Origin of the sequence: Flavobacterium sp. XN-5 (assembly GCF_008033395.2) — a bacterium.
Lineage (GTDB): Bacteria > Bacteroidota > Bacteroidia > Flavobacteriales > Flavobacteriaceae > Flavobacterium > Flavobacterium hiemivividum.
In genome coordinates this window covers 665,384-682,927 of the sequence record NZ_VOGZ02000001.1, presented here as the reverse complement: position 1 = coordinate 682,927, position 17,544 = coordinate 665,384, and the positions used below count along the sequence as shown (strand labels likewise).

Sequence of the window (17,544 nt, the reverse complement as noted above, 5' to 3'; positions counted from 1 at the left end):
ATAAAAAAATCATGTTTTTATCGAATTAAAGTGATTATTAGATCTGTGGCTATTTTCTAAAGTACAATTTACAATCTAACATTCGATTAAAATAAAAAACTTAGGATTGTGCCATTGCCATACAGACGATACTAATTCTAGCGCCAGGAATTTTTAACAAAGCTCTGGAACATGCTTCTAATGTAGCTCCTGTCGTGATAACATCATCAATAAGGAGATAGTGTTTGTTATGATCTTTTTCATCAAAAGCAACATTAAATACGGTATCGATTCCTTCGCTTCTGTCTAATAGATTTTTTTTAGACTGAGTTTTTGAATAGGTAGTTCGAAATAAAATAGAGTCATTATAAGGCATATTTAATTCAGTCGAAAGGGCTAAGCCAAAAGTGGTTACCTGATTGTATCCTCTTTCTCTAAATTTTCTTTTATGTAGTGGAACCGGAATAATTACATCTGCAGTTTTTAAGATTTCTATTGCTTTTAAATCTTCGGCATACCAGTTCCCTAGGACAGCGCCTATGTCTTCATGCCCTTTGTATTTTAATTTATGAATGAGTTCCTGTACGATTCCCTTTTTATGAAAATAAAGAAAGGCAGAGGCATATTCCAAAGGGAATCGTCCATAAAATTTTTTGAAAGCTTCATTTTCGATTGTTAAATGATGGTTTGTTAGCGGAGTATCGTGTCTGCATAGCGTACATATTACCTTTTCATTCTTCATTAAAAAGGAGTTACAGCCGCTACAAACGGGAGGAAAGAATAGATTTAAAAGGTATTTTAACATTTAGCGGCTGATTTATTTATAAAAATATGAAAATGTATGCTTCAAAGTTGTGCTATTTTTCTTTTTTTAAGTTCGCTTTTCATATTTTTGCATTATGGCAAAGCAAGAAGACTTATTTAAGAATGTAATTTCGCATGCAAAAGAATACGGATTTATTTTTCCGTCAAGCGAAATATACGATGGTTTAAGTGCAGTATATGATTATGCACAAAACGGAGTAGAGTTAAAAAAGAACATACGTGAATATTGGTGGAAATCAATGGTTCAGATGAATGATAACATCGTGGGTCTCGATGCTTCAATATTGATGCATCCTACCACTTGGAAAGCATCTGGACACGTTGATGCGTTTAATGACCCATTAATTGACAACAAAGATTCTAAAAGAAGATATAGAGCTGACGTTCTGATTGAAGATTATGCTGAAAAGCTAAATGTTAAATCAATTAAGGAGGTCGAAAAAGCAAGGGCTCGTTTTGGAGATGCTTTCAACGAACAGGAATTTGTAACTACAAATCCTAGAGTGATGGAGTACAAATCTAAAGAACGAGAAATTCTTGAACGTTTGGGTCGCTCTCTTGGTAATGAGGATTTAGAAGATGTAAAAGCGCTAATTGAAGAACTTGAAATTGCTTGTCCCGAAACTGGATCCCGAAACTGGACCGAAGTAAGACAGTTTAATTTAATGTTTGGAACAAAATTAGGAGCTTCTGCAGATACAGCAATGGATTTGTATTTGCGTCCTGAAACTGCTCAAGGTATTTTTGTGAATTTTCTAAATGTTCAAAAATCTGGAAGAATGAAAGTTCCTTTTGGAATTGCTCAAACGGGGAAAGCCTTTAGAAATGAAATTGTAGCAAGACAGTTTATTTTCCGTATGCGTGAATTTGAACAAATGGAAATGCAATTTTTTGTGCGTCCAGGTGATGAAATGAAACATTATGAATTCTGGAAAGAAGCGAGGCTTAAATGGCATTTGTCATTAGGTTTAGGTAAAGAAAATTACCGTTTTCATGACCATGAAAAATTGGCTCATTATGCTAACGCAGCTGCTGATATAGAGTTTAATTTTCCTTTTGGATTCAAAGAATTAGAAGGAATTCACTCACGTACTGATTTTGATTTAAAAGCACACGAAAAATTCTCAGGAAGAAAGTTACAGTATTTTGACGCCGAATTGAATCAGAATTATGTGCCTTATGTAGTGGAAACATCTGTGGGGTTAGATAGAATGTTTTTGGCTGTTTTTGCAACTTCTTTAAAGGAAGAAACTTTAGAAGATGGTTCGACAAGAACAGTATTAAAATTACCGTCGGTATTAGCACCTACAAAAGCGGCAGTTTTACCGTTAGTTAAAAAGGATGGATTACCTGAAATAGCTCATAAGATTGTTGAAGATTTAAAGTGGGATTTCAGTATGACATATGATGAGAAAGATGCAGTAGGTCGTCGTTATAGAAGACAAGATGCGTTAGGAACTCCGTTTTGTATAACGGTTGATCATCAAACTATAGAAGATCAAACGGTAACTATTCGTCATCGCGATACGATGAAACAAGATCGAGTTAAGATCTCGGAATTGAATGCGATTATCGAAAATGAAGTATCGATGAAAAATTGGTTAATGAAAATGTAATTACCTGCTTTATAGTGTATAAAAAGGCTTTCCAATGTGGAAAGCCTTTTGTTTTTATAGGTCATAAATTCTTAGAGTGCTTAAAATGAGCTCTTTTACGGCCAGTGCAAAAGTGTAGTTAATCGGATTTATATGTATTTCGTCTTAATCTATGAACATTTATTAACAACATATTAACAACTTTCTTAAATACTCAATGAAACATGTATTTTTATTTTGTTAAATAAGGATAAAAAGTTGATTTTTATTTAATTAGTTTCCCAAAACTACCATAGATTTTATTTTTTTTGAAGTGAAAGCTGCAATAAACATTTAATTAATATGCCTAACAATTTAGGAACAGCTATAAATGAACTATTCGTACATTATTATTGACGACAATCAAGAAAGTGTTTTGAAAACAAAAGCCATGGCTGATAGTTTTTCGGAACTTGACTTTATAGCTTCGGCAAATAATTATGATGAAGGTCTAAACCTTATATTAGAGCACCATCCGAAATTGATTTTTCTTGAAATCGATCCTTCCGATAAAAAAAGCAACCTATCATTGATGCTTATTAATGAGTTGCACCGGTATCTTACTGTAATTCCCAAAATAATTATTACCACTTCAAAAAAAGATTTGGCTTACGAATCAATTCAATATGGCGTAACCGATTATATTTTGAAGCCTTTGGCGCGTATTGATTTTATAAAGACAATCTTAAAATTGAATAAATCGAATGCTGACGCTACAGTTGTTTTAGAGGAAACTACCGTTCATGATGAGAAGCCCACGATTATAGTGCAGCATGAAGCGCCAGCACTAAAAGAGCCTTTGGTACTGTGCATAAAATCGTACGGTGATCACAGATATATCGATGCCAGAGATATTTGTTATTTGCAAGCAGATAATAATTCTACTGATATTCATCTTAATGGAGGAGAAATGATTACTGCTTTCAAGACCTTGAAACATTTTGAAGGAGTCTTGTCTTATCCTTTTGTAAGGATTCATAATAGTTATATTGTTAACTCGCGTTACATTTCAAGGATTCATACTGGAAATGCAGTGTGTCATATTAAAAACACGACGGCGAAGATTCCTTTTTCTAAGTCATATAAGGCTAATATTGATCTTATAATTTCGGAAATTTCTAACGGGAACTATTTAGAAATTTAAAAAACGTCCATTCACCAAGATTTGGATATCATCCACAACCAAACGAGCGCATTCTACCATTTAAGCTTTTTTTTGTAAGAAAAACCGAAAGCTCCTGTGTACTTTTACATTGTAATGACATCGAAATTAAGTCATTATATAAAAGTAGAAACAAAAACAACAACATAAAAAATCCCAAATTATGAAAAAATCAATCTTAACAATCGGACTTTTCTCTTTAGTAATGATCTTAACTTCTTTCACTACACCTGAAACTAATAGTATTATAGGAGGACAAGCTACTGGTGGAAATATGAAATTAGATATTATAGGAGGTCAGGCTACTGGTGGAAATATGAAATTGGATATCATAGGAGGACAAGCTACTGGTGGAAATATGAAATTAGATATTATAGGAGGTCAGGCTACTGGTGGAAATATGAAATTAGATATTATAGGAGGTCAAGCGACCGGTGGTAACATGAAATTAGACTGAATTTAAGAGTTATTATCTTGAAATTATTTAGGCTATCAATTATTTGATAGCCTTTTTTTATGCTACTAATTTTATTTTACTATTTTTGATAAAATTCATTTTACCAATTGAAAAATAATTGCTTTTTAATTTTGATAACACTATCGTTTGTTTTTTTTGGCTGTTCCCAAAAAAACAAGGAAAATAATTCAATAAATTCTTCAGAAGACAGTCTTGCGACTTACTTTGATTTAGCTAGTAAGCTCACTCTAAATAAAGATAGGCGACAAGAATATAATCATAAAGCGTTAGAAATTGTTATGAATCAAGAAAATGACTCGCTTAATAGGGTCAATCTCTTTAAAGTTGCCAATAGGTATTATAATATTAACAGCTGGAAATATTATAATAAAACAGTACTGATTGTTTTAGATAAATCAGAAAATGCTGGAGATACTTTAAATATAATTAAAGCAAATAGTTATTTAGGGGATTATTATAACTCGCAAAGGATTTTAGATAGTGCTTATTTATTTTATTACAAAGTAGAAAAGATGTACAAGAAACAGGGAGATAATATTAATTTAGCCAAAACTCTTTTAAACAAAGCATCTTTGCAATTTAATTCTGGTGATTTTTTAGGAAGTGAAAAATCAGTTTACGATGTATTACGCATTATAAAAGAAGAGAAACGTGCAAATGCGATATTTTATGACGCATATAACCTTCTTGGAATTTCATACAATGAACTTGGTGATTTTGATAGAGCGCTTGAATATAATAATAAAGCATTGGCAGTTATTGACGACGAGATAATACCTGAAGAGTTTCAATCAAAAGCTACTTCATATAATAATATTGGATTTTTATATTTAGATGCAAAAAAATATAAACTTGCCAAAAGCTATTTTCAAAAAGGATTAGAACAAAAAAATCTGAGTATTCAAAAACCTTTTGTTTATGCGCTTCTTTTGGATAATTTGGCGTATTCTAAATTTAAGTTAAAAGAAGCAAATGGGTTGCCAGATCTATTTTTTGAGTCACTAAAGTTGAAAGATAGTTTAAAATTAACGTCTGGAATTTTTATTAGTAAAATCCATTTATCAGAATATTTTGCTGCTAATAATGATACTATTAGAGCCTTAAAGTATTCTAAAGAAGCGCTGTTTTTAGCTAAGTCGAGTAATGTTTCCCGAGATATTTTAGTGGCTTTAAAACATTCAGCTGTACTAGAACCTAAAAAAGCTAATTTTTACAACAAAGAATATATTCACATAAATGAGGAACTGCAGAAGGCAGAACGAAGTATGGGCGATAAATTCTCGCGTATAGAGTATGAAACTGATCAAATAAAAAGTCAGAACTCAAGTCTAGAGGTACAAAACAGGAATTTAGTTTATGCATTTAGTTTAATAACGATTTTAGGTTTATTTTTATATATCATTAAAGCCCAGAAAAATAAAAACAGGGTACTTCTATATAAGCAACAACAACAAAAAGCAAATGAGGATATCTATAATCTAATGATATCTCAGCAAAACACCATAGAAACCAATAGGGTTGAGGAGAAGAAAAGAGTAGCCCAAGAACTTCACGATGGCGTTCTAGGCCGAATGTTTGGTGTTCGTATGAATTTAGATGGCTTAAATAGATATCAAGATGAGGAGGCTGTCAATCAAAGAAGTGGATATTTATCCGAGTTAAAGAATATAGAACAGGACATTCGTGAAATTTCACATGATTTAAATAGAGAGAAATCGGAATTAATTAATAACTTCGTCGCTATTGTCGACAATCTTTTTGAGGAACAGAGAAAAACCTTCCAATCTAAATTGATTTCAAATATTGATCGTTCAATAAAATGGGAACTACTAGAAAATGTTGTGAAGATCAATTTGTATCGAATCATACAGGAGTCGCTTCAAAATATTAATAAATATGCTAATGCAAATACTATTAAAGTCGAACTGAAAAAAAAGGAAGATAACCTTGTGTTAGTGATTAGTGATGATGGAGTCGGGTTTAATGCAAAAGTTAAAAAGAAAGGCATAGGGATTCAGAATATGCGCTCTAGAACAAAGGAATGTAATGGTGATTTTCATATTAAATCAAAAAAAGGAGAAGGTACAGTTAGTACCGTTATTATACCAATAGAACAAAAACTAATACCTACATAGAAATGACAACTGAATCGGCTGCCCCAACGACGATAAAAAGCAATATACTAATTGTGGATGATCACCCTTTTATAATACAAGGTTATAAAAATGCAATAACTCGATACAATCCAAGCGAGCATGAATTTTTTATAGCAGAAGCAAAGGATTGTGAATCGGCATATCGTGTCATTACAAATCCTGAATCAGTAGTTTTTGATATTGCGTTTTTAGATATTAGTATGCCGCCTTATGAAGATAAGGGTATTTATTCAGGCGAAGATTTGGCAAAATTGATTTTAGAATTTATGCCAAATTGCAAAATTATCTTGCTTACCATGTTCACTGAGTTTTTGAAGATTAAAACGATTATTAAGAATATTAATCCAAATGGATTAGTTATAAAAAATGATTTGACATTTGATGAGTTGTTATTCGCTTTCGATAAAGTGATGAAAAATGAGACGTACTATAGCGAATCGGTTATTAAAATGTTAGAGTCACAAGATCACAGTATCGAAATTGATCTGTTTGATAAGCAAATTTTATTTCATTTATCCAAAGGGACAAAGGCCAAAGATATTACACAATTTATTCCCATTTCATTGAATGCAATCGAAGTGCGAAAGTTAAAACTTAAGGAATTGTTGAAAGTAACTGAAGGAAGTGATATTGACTTGGTGCGTGAGGCAAGAAATATTGGATTGTTATTTTAACAGTTCGAATAAAAAAACGGCATTTATAAATTTATAAATGCCGTTTTTTTATTTTTTTACTCAGTCATTGGATCCCAACCTCGTGCTTTTAATGGGATTTTTGTATCCGCACGAGTGATAAGATGTATTCCTTCGCTTTCCTGTGTCATATGTCCAATAATTGAAAAGTTAGGGTTCCCCTTTATTTTATCAAAATCTTCGATGGCTATAGTGAAAAGCAATTCATAATCTTCGCCACCATTTATTGCTACCGTTGTAGAATCAATGTTGAATTCCTCACATACATTTATCAACTGTGGATCCAGTGGTAATTTATCTTCATACAAATTACAACCTACATTTGACTGCTTGCATAAATGCATGATTTCAGACGATAGTCCATCCGAAATATCAATCATTGAAGTAGGTTTGATCTCTAAAGCGTGTAGTAAAGTACGAACGTCTTTTCGAGCCTCCGGTTTCAGTTGGCGCTCTATCAAATAAGTATAAGCATCTAAATCAGGTTGTGAATTCGGGTTTACCTGAAATACTTGTTTCTCACGCTCTAAAACTTGCAATCCCATATATGCAGCTCCAATATCACCAGTAACTACTAGTAAATCGGTTTGTTTGGCGCCATTTCGATAAACAATCTCTTCTTCATTAGCTTCTCCAATTACGGTTATGCTAATGATTAAACCTTTTTGTGAAGAAGTAGTATCGCCACCAATAACATCTACTTTATATTCATTAGAAGCATGTGTAATTCCGGCAAATAATTCATCTAATGCTTCGAGCGGGAAACGATTTGAAACTGCGATTGAAACTGTGATTTGTGTGGCTTTTGCATTCATCGCGCAAATATCAGAGATATTTGTAGTCACTGCTTTGTAGCCTAAATGCTTCAATGGCATGTAAGCCAAATCAAAGTGGACGCCTTCAACTAATATGTCTGTGGAAATTACAACTTTCTTATCTTTAAAATCAAGCACTGCGGCGTCGTCCCCAATTCCTTTTAAAGTTGAAGGTTGGATGATTTCGAAGTTTTTTGTTAGGTGATCAATCAATGCGAATTCTCCTAATTGAGCAATACTAGTACGTTGCGGTGTTTTATCTTCAATCATATTTTTAAATTTGTTTTTCTGTATAGAATTATAAAGCGCTACAGGATTGCAAAGGTACAAAGGTTTTGTCTAATTAATTCTGGATTCATCATCTGAAAGGATGTTGTTAGATGGGGATATGGGAGATTTAATTTTTTTTTCGCATCTTTAGAGTAATAAACACAAGCAAAATGAAATCATTTGACATTGGCACGTTAACAGTAAGTCCTGCTTTAGACAAAAGCGCTCACTTCTCGGGGTTAATTCCTGAGCAAAAGATTCGCTGTCAAACACCTTTGTTTGATGCGGGCGGAGGAGGGATTAATGTTTCTAAAGCAATCTCAAGATTAGGAGGAAGTTCGCTGGCTATAATGGCTGCCGGAGGTTCAACAGGTGAAATGTTAAAAGGACTTTTAGTAGCAGAATCGATATCATTTGAGGCAATAGAAACGCAAAGTTGGACTCGTGAAAATTTCGTTGCAGTCGATGACAATACTAATTCTCAGTTTCGTTTTGTTTTTCCTGCGCCACCCGTTACAAATTTCGAAAGAGATAAAATTATTGCAACAATTCAACAATTAAGTTTTAAGTATTTAGTGCTGAGTGGTGGGTTGAGTGAGGGCTTACCGACAGATTTTTACAGAGAAATCGCTGAAATGGCGAAAAAGTCAAATTCAAAAATTATTATAGACACTAGCGGGGAACCGTTAAAAAAAGCATTGGAAACAGGTGTTTATATGATTAAGCCAAATGTTGGTGAATTGGCAAAACTAATTGGAGTGGAACGCTTAGAAATGGAGGAAGTTAATGAAGCGGCAAAAGAAATAATTAGAAAAGGTGGTGCCGAAATTGTGGTTGTTTCCCTTGGGCCTCAAGGTGCGGTATTAGTTGCCAAAGATTCCTACGACTATGTTCCTGCTCCAAATGTTGTAAAGAAAAGTACCGTTGGTGCTGGAGATAGCATGGTGGGTGGAATGGTATGGGCGTTATCTCAGAATAAAAGCCTGAAAGAAGTAATTCGCTGGGGAGTAGCCTGTGGTTCGGCGGCGACGATGAATGAAGGAACTCGGTTATTTAAAGTAGAAGATGCTAAAAGGCTGTATGAGTGGTTGAAAGATAAGTGAAATTAGCCACACAAGTTTAACCGAATTGGCAAAGTAAGTCCCGGGCAGCAATATAATTAGACAAGCAAAAAAACCTGACAATTTTTACATCGTCAGGTTTCCTCTTTATTCTATTCTCTTTTTTCTTTATTCTAAAAAAATCTAGTCATTTAATTTCAAAACAGCCATAAATGCTTCTTGCGGAATTTCAACATTACCAACAAGTCTCATACGTTTCTTTCCTTTTTTCTGTTTTTCTAATAATTTACGTTTACGAGAAATATCTCCACCGTAACATTTTGCGGTAACGTCTTTACGTAAGGCTTTTATCGTTTCACGCGAAATAACTTTCACACCAATCGCCGCTTGAACTGGAATATCAAATTGTTGACGTGGAATTAACTCTTTCAATTTCTCACACATCTTTTTACCAATTGAATAAGCATTGTCAGTATGCATCAAGGAAGACAAAGCATCAACAATTGTTGCATTTAATAAAATATCCACTTTAACCAAATTAGAAGTTCTCATTCCAATTGGTGTATAATCAAACGAAGCATATCCTTTAGATACTGTTTTTAAGCGGTCGTAGAAATCAAATACAATCTCAGCCAAAGGCATATCAAAAGTCAATTCAACACGCTCTGTAGTTAAATAGGTTTGATTTGTAATCAAGCCTCTTTTTTCGATACACAAACTCATTACATTCCCTACATAATCAGCTTTGGTAATGATAGTCGCCTTGATAAAAGGCTCTTCAACATGATCTAGACGGGAAGGCTCAGGCAAGTCGGAAGGGTTGTTTACTATAAGTGGAGTTGTAGGATCTTTTTTGGTGTAAGCATAATAAGAAACGTTGGGAACCGTAGTAATAACCGTCATGTTAAACTCTCTCTCTAAACGCTCTTGAATAATTTCCATGTGCAGCATTCCTAAGAATCCACAACGGAAACCAAATCCTAATGCAGCCGAACTTTCCGGCAAAAAGACGAGAGAAGCATCGTTTAGTTGTAATTTTTCCATTGAGTTTCTCAACTCTTCGTAATCTTCAGTATCTACAGGATAAATTCCAGCAAAAACCATTGGTTTCACATCTTCAAAACCAGTAATTATATTAGTAGTTGGTGTTTTTGCATCAGTCAATGTATCACCTACTTTTACTTCTTTAGCTTCCTTGATTCCTGAAATTAAATATCCAACATCACCAGCCGAAATTACTTGTTTCGGAACTTGGTTCAGTTTTAATGTCCCAATCTCGTCTGCAAAATATTCGTTTCCGGTAGCCATAAATTTAATTTTCTGACCTTTTTTTATTTGTCCGTTTTTTATACGAAAAATAACTTCAATTCCACGAAACGGATTGTAGTGAGAGTCAAAAATCAAAGCTTGTAGCGGCTCATCAACATTTCCTGATGGCGGTGGAATTTTTTCGATAATCGCTGCCAAAATATTTTCGACACCAAAACCAGTTTTACCTGAAGCATGAATAATATCTTCTAATTTACAACCTAGTAAATCAATAATATCATCACTTACTTCCTCAGGATTAGCAGATGGTAAATCTACTTTATTCAAAACCGGAATAATTTCCAAGTCGTTTTCTAACGCTAAATATAGATTTGATATCGTTTGAGCTTGAATGCTTTGTGCTGCATCCACAATTAAAAGTGCACCTTCGCAGGCTGCAATCGACCTCGAAACTTCATATGAGAAATCCACGTGACCAGGAGTGTCAATCAAATTCAGAATATATTCTTCTCCTTTATAAGTGTATTCCATTTGAATCGCGTGACTCTTAATTGTGATTCCGCGTTCGCGTTCTAAGTCCATGTTATCAAGCAATTGTGCTTTTTCTTGGCGGGCTGTAACGGTTTGTGTAGCACCAAGTAATCGGTCTGCAAGTGTACTCTTACCGTGATCAATATGTGCAATAATGCAAAAATTCCTTATTTTTTTCATCTTATCCATCTGTCAATTTTATTTTTGGCTTTCCCTAAATTAATTTTAGGGTTTGTTCGCCACGGCGAATGGGTTTTTCACTGCAACCCCTCGCGCAATCTGCTAAACCACGACCATTAATCTGCAAATATAGTGTAAATTCAACAGTTTCAAAGTCACAAAATAGTAAACTAATGAGTTAAGTAGTAAGTCTTTCATCTTTGCTATTTCATGCTTTGATCAAAAAAGCGTAATTTTGCACAAAATTTAAGCAGATGATTAAGATTGGCAACATTGAATTACCAGATTTTCCTTTACTTCTCGCTCCTATGGAGGACGTGAGCGACCCACCTTACCGTAGGTTGTGTAAAATGCATGGTGCCGACTTGATGTACTCTGAATTTATTTCTTCTGAAGGACTTATTCGTGACGCTATAAAAAGCCGAATGAAATTAGACATCTTCGATTATGAAAGACCTGTTGGTATTCAGATTTTTGGAGGTGACGAAGAAGCAATGGCTTTGTCTTCAAAAATCGTTTCTACAGTAAATCCAGATATTATAGATATCAACTATGGTTGTCCAGTAAAAAAAGTGGTTTGCAAAGGAGCTGGTGCCGGAGTATTAAAGGATGTTGATTTAATGATTCGCTTAACCCAGGCTGTAATTGATAGCACTCATTTACCCGTGACGGTAAAAACCCGATTGGGTTGGGATGATAATTCTATCAATATTGATGAGGTGGCTGAGCGTCTTCAAGATATTGGAGTTGCTGCTTTGAGTATTCATGCAAGAACGCGTGCCCAAATGTATAAAGGACATTCAGACTGGTCGCACATCGCCCGAGTAAAAAACAACCCGAGAATTACCATGCCTATTTTTGGAAATGGAGACATCGACAGTCCTGAAAAAGCATTACAATATAAAAACGAATACGGTATCGACGGAATCATGATTGGTCGCGCCGCAATTGGTTATCCTTGGATTTTTAACGAAATCAAACATTACTTCAAGACAGGGGAACATTTGGCTAAACCTACAGTTGTCGATAGAGTCGAAGCGGTGCGAAATCACTTAACTTGGGCAATGGAATGGAAGGGAGAACGATTAGGAATTGTAGAAACCCGTCCTCATTATACTAATTATTTTAAAGGAATTCATTCTTTTAAACCGTTCAAACAAAAACTAGTTACCTTAGATCGTCCCGAAGAATTATTTGCTGCTTTGAATGAAATTGAAGAAGCATATGCAGGATATGAGGTTGTATAAAAATAATAAATTAGCAGTTGTTTATAATTTAATTTCAAACCCGACAAGTTTTTCAAACCTGTCGGGTTTTTATAATAAAACGACGGTGTTTCCAACACTTATATACGTAGTTTATATACGTGCTGTAGAGCGTCTCTACAACGGATGATTGATAAGTATTAATCCAGTAACTTCTTACTCACTCGACTACTTGCAATCAGCGAAGCGATAAATCCAAGAGTTACAATTGTTCCCATAACAATCAATACGTTTTCGAGTGTGAAAACAACTGGATAAGCCAGTGTAGGTGTAATCATAACCAATTGAAAATGCTGTTGTAAAAGCACAATTGCTATTCCTAATACTAAACCAATAATTCCGCCAAAGACACTTAGTAAAGTTCCTTGAAGCAGAAAGATTTTACGTAAATCCTTGATTTCTGTTCCTAGATTAAAAAGTGTTTTTAGGTTTCCTTTTTTGTCGAGAATCATCATGATTAATGCTCCTATAAGATTGAAAAGAGCAACTACAATAACCAAAGTAAAAATTAAATACACAGCAATATTCTCTGTATTCAACATTTTATACAAGGCGTCATTAAGTTGGGCTCTGTTTTTTACTGTGATTTTATTATTAAAAATGGTATGCAGTTTCTCGATGATTGCATCTTCATCAGCGTCCTTTTTTTCTTTGATCTCAATTCCTGAAATTTGATTGGTTTTGTATTCCAATAATTCTTGGGCCAGACCCAAGTCTGCAAAAACGTATTTAGAATCAAGGTCTTCACTAATGGCATAAATACCTACAGGGAAAACATCAGATTTGTTAAATGCTTGCTCGGGATTTGTAATAGCTCCTTTTCCGGGTTTAGGAACTAAGATTTCCATTTGATTATTGAAATCCAGCAGTCCCATTGAGAATTTCTGTGTAATTCCGTAGCCTACAACAACCTGATAAGTGTCAGGCTCGATCCATTGCCCATTGTACAATGTTTTTTTGATGTCGTTTACTTTACTGAAGTTGTTGTCAACTCCTTTCAAGTACGTTACAACTTGCTTGTCATCAAAAACAAATAAAACACGTTCTTCTATAATTTTACTATAAGAAGCTACCCCATCAATTTTATTTATCTGTTCTTCTTGTGATGGAGAAATGAAAAATGATTTTCCTAAAGTACTACTTATTTTTAGATCGGGATCAATGTCGTTTGTGAACGAAAGACTAAACACTTTCAGGCCGCTAAACACAGACAATACCACAAACAAAGCCATGGCGCCAACAATAATTCCCAAACTCGCAATGCGATTGATAATATTTATGGCATTGTTTTTACTGTTACTTAGAATGTAACGTTTGGCGATGTAAAGGGGGAAATTCAAATTATATCAGCTTGCGTTTCTCTAAAAGATCTCTGTTTTCAATAGGATTGTCTCTATTAGCTAAAGCATTGTCAATTTTTTCAATGTAGTCTAAAGAGTCATCAATAAAGAAAACTAAATTAGGTACCTTTCTCAATTGCAAACGTACTCTTTGTGATAAATCGTGTTTTATTGTTTTAGAATTCGACTTAACAGCCTCTAAAATTTCCTTTGCTTTGTCCTGAGGAAAAACACTTAAATGAACCGTTGCCACAGATAAATCTGAAGTAACAATAACCTTGGATACCGAAATAATTAAATTACTTACTCCGTTTTTTCTCACTTCACCTTGTAGGATATCAACCAAATCTTTTTGGATCACCCCACCTATTTTTTTCTGTCTATTTGTTTCCATAGTGCAAAAATACTACTTTTAAACATTAAACAAACAATTTTTAAAAGCAACCTATTACTTAAGCTGTTTTTTAGAAGCTTTTTCCTGCTGTACACTCTATCTTTCTTGCCAAACCCTGGCAAGAAAGGATGCCGTTTCCATCAGGGCTAGGAAATAGGATTAGTCATAAATTCAGGTGTAAATTCAGAAAGTATAAAGACAATCAGAATATCGTTTTTATTGAAAATAAAAATGATGTTCCTGCACAAAATAGTAATGAAAAAACAACAGCAATTTGGAACATAAAGTAAATTCAGTCTCCACTCCTTCATCTTCGGGAAGGTTAGAGCGACCATCCTTCGCCATATATGATGCATCCGCAGGATCCGGTAAAACCTATGCGCTTGTAAAAGAATATCTGAAAATTATTTTAGTGGCCCCTAAAAATGATGCGTATCGCAACATTCTCGCCATAACGTTTACCAATAAAGCGGTACACGAAATGAAAAGCCGTATCGTGGGAAGTCTTTCCGAATTTGCCAAAGACACGCCTTCGCAAAAAGCAGCCGATTTGATGCATGATTTGGCTAAGGATACAGCGTTATCGATTATCCAGATCAAAACCAAATCACAACAAATCATCAAGCATATTATTCATAATTATGCTGCTTTTGATATTTCGACCATTGATAAATTTACTCATAAAGTGATTCGTGCTTTTGCTCATGATTTAAAGTTGCCTATGACTTTTGAGGTAACCTTAGATACAGAAAATTTATTAATTGAAGCGGTTGATGCCATCATCGCACAAGCTGGGGAAGACGAAACGCTGACCAAGTTGCTTATCGATTTCACTATGGAGAAAACGGATGATGACAAGTCTTGGGATATTTCGCGTGAGATTTTGGACACGGGGCGCTTAGTACTCAATGAAAACCACCGAAGTGAAATCACTCATTTTCACGACAAATCCATTGCTGATTTTGTCGAGATCAAAAAGAAATTAATTGAGTCCTGTAAAGTTTTAGAAAAAGACAACGCCGAATTTGCTCATGCCGCATTAACGCTTATAGAAAATAACGGAATAGACTTGAAGTCGTTTTCTAGAGGAACATTCCCGAATCACCTAATTAGTATTCGAGACGGAAAATACAATCCTAAAAACAAAACCTTTCACGAGGTTGATGATATTGCCATTAATAAAACGGCTAAAGATCGCGCATTAATAGAAAATATAATTCCAGAGTTGATTCAGATTCTGGGAACGATTTATAAGAATTTCGAAAAAAGAGATTTCTACAAAGCCTTTCTTAGAAACATTACGCCGTTATCATTACTGAATACGGTGAGCAATGAATTAGCCAAAATTCAGGAAGAGCAAAATGTACTTTCCATTTCTGAATTTAATGCAATTATACATCGGGAGATTCAAAATCAACCAGCGCCATTTATCTACGAGAGATTAGGGGAGCGCTACCGTCATTTCTTCATAGACGAATTTCAGGATACCTCAGAGATGCAATGGCAAAATTTAATTCCGTTAATTGATAATGCACTTGCTGGTCAGGACGATTATGGAGAGAAAGGAACTTTGATGATTGTGGGTGATCCCAAACAATCCATTTACCGCTGGCGTGGAGGTAAAGCAGAGCAGTTTATCGAGCTAAGCAAAGACAATAATCCTTTCTCTAATCCGGAAAAGAAGTTGGAACATTTAGATAAAAACTACCGTTCTTATTCGCAGGTGATTGAGTTTAACAATGAATTTTTCAAACTGTTGTCATCAGAGTTTGAACAGCCTGACTACAAAGATTTATATGAAAATCACAGCCATCAGAAAACCAATGATAAAACTGGCGGCTACGTTAATATTTCCTTTATCCCAAAGGTCGAAACGACAGAAGAGGACGAAGAGGCTTTGGATAAAACAGAGTTGTTTGTTCTGGCGACTATGAATACGATTCAAAAGGTACTTCAAGAAGGATTTGAATACAAAGACATTGTGATCTTGACTCGTAAAAGAAGTCAGGGAATTGCAATTGCTAATTATTTGACAGAACAAAATATTCCGCTTTTGTCTTCAGAAACGTTGATGATCCAGAACGCAACCGAAGTCAGGCTGATTATTCATCTTTTAAAATACCTGAAAAATAATGCCGATTTAGAGGCGAAAGCCCATTTTCTACATTATATCGCTGAAAACATTCAAGATCAGTTGCCAGTTCATGATTTCATTGCAAAAGGAATGGAGCAAAAACTAGAAGCCGATTTTGAGAAATGGCTCATGAGTTATGATATTTCACTATCCTTTCAAAACATTCGAAAAAAATCATTGTATGAAGCGGTAGAAGTCGTTATCACTAAATTCTTATCGCCAAATCTCGCGAAAGGCGGTGGAGCGTATGTACAATATTTTCTAGACATTGTCCTCGAACGAGATGTGCGAAACCAGGCAGGAATTGCAGACTTCCTTAATTTTTGGGATAAAAACGCCGAGAAATTCAGTATCCCGTCACCGGAAGGGAATAATGCGGTTCGTATTATGACAATACATAAATCCAAAGGATTAGAATTTCCCGTGGTAATCATGCCTTTTGCCGAAGAAGATTACAGTCGAAAGCCTAAGGATAAGTTATGGCTCGATGGAGAAGAAATGGATTTTGGTCTGCCAAAGGTGTTGGTAGACAACAGTAGTGCGGTAGAAGGTTTTGGTTTCGAAGCAAAAGCGGTCTATGATCAAAAGAAACAAGAAGAATTATTGGATAATGTAAATGTGCTATATGTGGCATTAACTCGAGCGGAGGAACAACTTTATGTCATTTCGAATATGAATTTGTCAAGTAAAGGAGAAGTTCCCAAAAACAACATGTGTACTTTTTTTATTAATTATTTAGTGAGTAAAGGAGTTTTTGACGAAAATAAATTGGACTATGATTTTGGAAGTAATGCAAAATTATCAAGCAAGGCGAAGCATATTGATACTTCAAAAGCAATTCGTGTGGTTGATGAAATCTTAAATCCAAAAAATATTAAAATAGCGCAACGGGAGGCTTTGATGTGGGGGACACATCAGCAGGAGTCTATAGAGTATGGTAATGTGGTTCATGAAATTCTATCTTTTGTAAAAACTAAAAAGGACGTTGATCTGGCGGTTACTAAATCCATTGAAGACGGATTGATTACTTTTGCACAAAAGGAATTGGTGCAAAAGACAATTCAAGACATTGTAAATCATGAAGCTTTGGAATCATTTTTTTCTGAAAAACATACGGTGTTAAATGAACAAACCATAATTCAAAAAGAAGGGAAAACGATAAAGCCAGATAGAATGGTTGTGACTAAAGACAAGGAAGTTTTTTTATTGGATTATAAAACAGGAGTTCATAATGCAAAATATCAAAAGCAAATAGAAGACTATCATTCGGCAATAGAATTAATGGGATACAAAGTGGTAAAAAAAGCACTTATCTATATCGGAAAAGAAATTGATGTGGTAGATTTGTAGTCGAAAATT

Annotated in this window: 13 protein-coding genes; 8 read left to right on the top strand and 5 right to left on the bottom strand. The window is 34.5% G+C overall.

Features of this window, described 5'->3' with window-relative positions; all coding sequences use genetic code 11:
- Positions 1–100: 100 nt before the first annotated feature.
- Entirely contained in the window at positions 101–721 is a 621-nt protein-coding gene (locus FQU23_RS03050; RefSeq protein ID WP_147672521.1) for a ComF family protein, read from the bottom strand.
- 157 nt (positions 722–878) lie between these two features.
- On the opposite strand from FQU23_RS03050, the gene FQU23_RS03045 reads away from it, so the two are divergent.
- From FQU23_RS03045 to FQU23_RS03025, 5 genes are all read left to right on the top strand, one after another.
- Positions 879–2,420, top strand: coding sequence for a glycine--tRNA ligase (locus FQU23_RS03045; RefSeq protein ID WP_147672520.1), 1,542 nt, complete (start codon positions 879–881; stop codon positions 2,418–2,420).
- Between the two features lie 349 nt (positions 2,421–2,769).
- Positions 2,770–3,582, top strand: coding sequence for a LytR/AlgR family response regulator transcription factor (locus tag FQU23_RS03040; protein WP_147672519.1), 813 nt, complete (start codon positions 2,770–2,772; stop codon positions 3,580–3,582).
- 181 nt (positions 3,583–3,763) lie between these two features.
- On the top strand, positions 3,764–4,057 hold the full coding sequence (locus FQU23_RS03035) for a 3-oxoacyl-ACP reductase (protein ID WP_147672518.1): 294 nt from the start codon (positions 3,764–3,766) through the stop codon (positions 4,055–4,057).
- Positions 4,058–4,164: 107 nt separating this feature from the next.
- Entirely contained in the window at positions 4,165–6,213 is a 2,049-nt protein-coding gene (locus tag FQU23_RS03030; protein WP_245181059.1) for a tetratricopeptide repeat protein, read from the top strand.
- 2 nt (positions 6,214–6,215) lie between these two features.
- Positions 6,216–6,908, top strand: coding sequence for a response regulator (locus FQU23_RS03025; protein WP_147672517.1), 693 nt, complete (start codon positions 6,216–6,218; stop codon positions 6,906–6,908).
- A 56-nt stretch (positions 6,909–6,964) separates the two neighbouring features.
- Here FQU23_RS03025 and thiL read toward each other — a convergent pair whose 3' ends face one another.
- Positions 6,965–8,011, bottom strand: coding sequence for a thiamine-phosphate kinase (gene thiL, locus FQU23_RS03020; RefSeq protein WP_147672516.1), 1,047 nt, complete (start codon positions 8,009–8,011; stop codon positions 6,965–6,967).
- Positions 8,012–8,181: 170 nt separating this feature from the next.
- Between thiL and FQU23_RS03015 the strand changes: the two genes are divergently transcribed.
- On the top strand, positions 8,182–9,114 hold the full coding sequence (locus tag FQU23_RS03015; RefSeq protein WP_147672515.1) for a 1-phosphofructokinase family hexose kinase: 933 nt from the start codon (positions 8,182–8,184) through the stop codon (positions 9,112–9,114).
- Between the two features lie 141 nt (positions 9,115–9,255).
- On the opposite strand, the gene lepA is transcribed toward FQU23_RS03015, so the two are convergent.
- Positions 9,256–11,052 carry a translation elongation factor 4 gene (gene lepA / locus FQU23_RS03010; protein WP_132109340.1) on the bottom strand — a complete coding sequence of 599 codons (1,797 nt, stop codon included), beginning with the start codon at positions 11,050–11,052 and terminating at the stop codon, positions 9,256–9,258.
- 254 nt (positions 11,053–11,306) lie between these two features.
- Between lepA and dusB the strand changes: the two genes are divergently transcribed.
- Positions 11,307–12,299 (top strand): tRNA dihydrouridine synthase DusB, encoded by a 993-nt coding sequence (dusB, locus tag FQU23_RS03005; protein ID WP_147672514.1) that lies wholly within the window; start codon positions 11,307–11,309, stop codon positions 12,297–12,299.
- A 158-nt stretch (positions 12,300–12,457) separates the two neighbouring features.
- On the opposite strand, the gene FQU23_RS03000 is transcribed toward dusB, so the two are convergent.
- Together FQU23_RS03000 and rbfA are read right to left on the bottom strand one after the other, a co-directional pair.
- The gene (locus FQU23_RS03000; protein WP_147672513.1) at positions 12,458–13,657 is read right to left on the bottom strand and encodes an ABC transporter permease; all 1,200 of its coding nucleotides are present in this window, start codon (positions 13,655–13,657) and stop codon (positions 12,458–12,460) included.
- A gap of 1 nt (position 13,658) precedes the next feature.
- The gene (rbfA, locus tag FQU23_RS02995) at positions 13,659–14,051 is read right to left on the bottom strand and encodes a 30S ribosome-binding factor RbfA (RefSeq protein ID WP_147672512.1); all 393 of its coding nucleotides are present in this window, start codon (positions 14,049–14,051) and stop codon (positions 13,659–13,661) included.
- A 274-nt stretch (positions 14,052–14,325) separates the two neighbouring features.
- On the opposite strand from rbfA, the gene FQU23_RS02990 reads away from it, so the two are divergent.
- Entirely contained in the window at positions 14,326–17,535 is a 3,210-nt protein-coding gene (locus tag FQU23_RS02990) for a UvrD-helicase domain-containing protein (RefSeq protein WP_147672511.1), read from the top strand.
- Positions 17,536–17,544 lie beyond the last annotated feature (9 nt).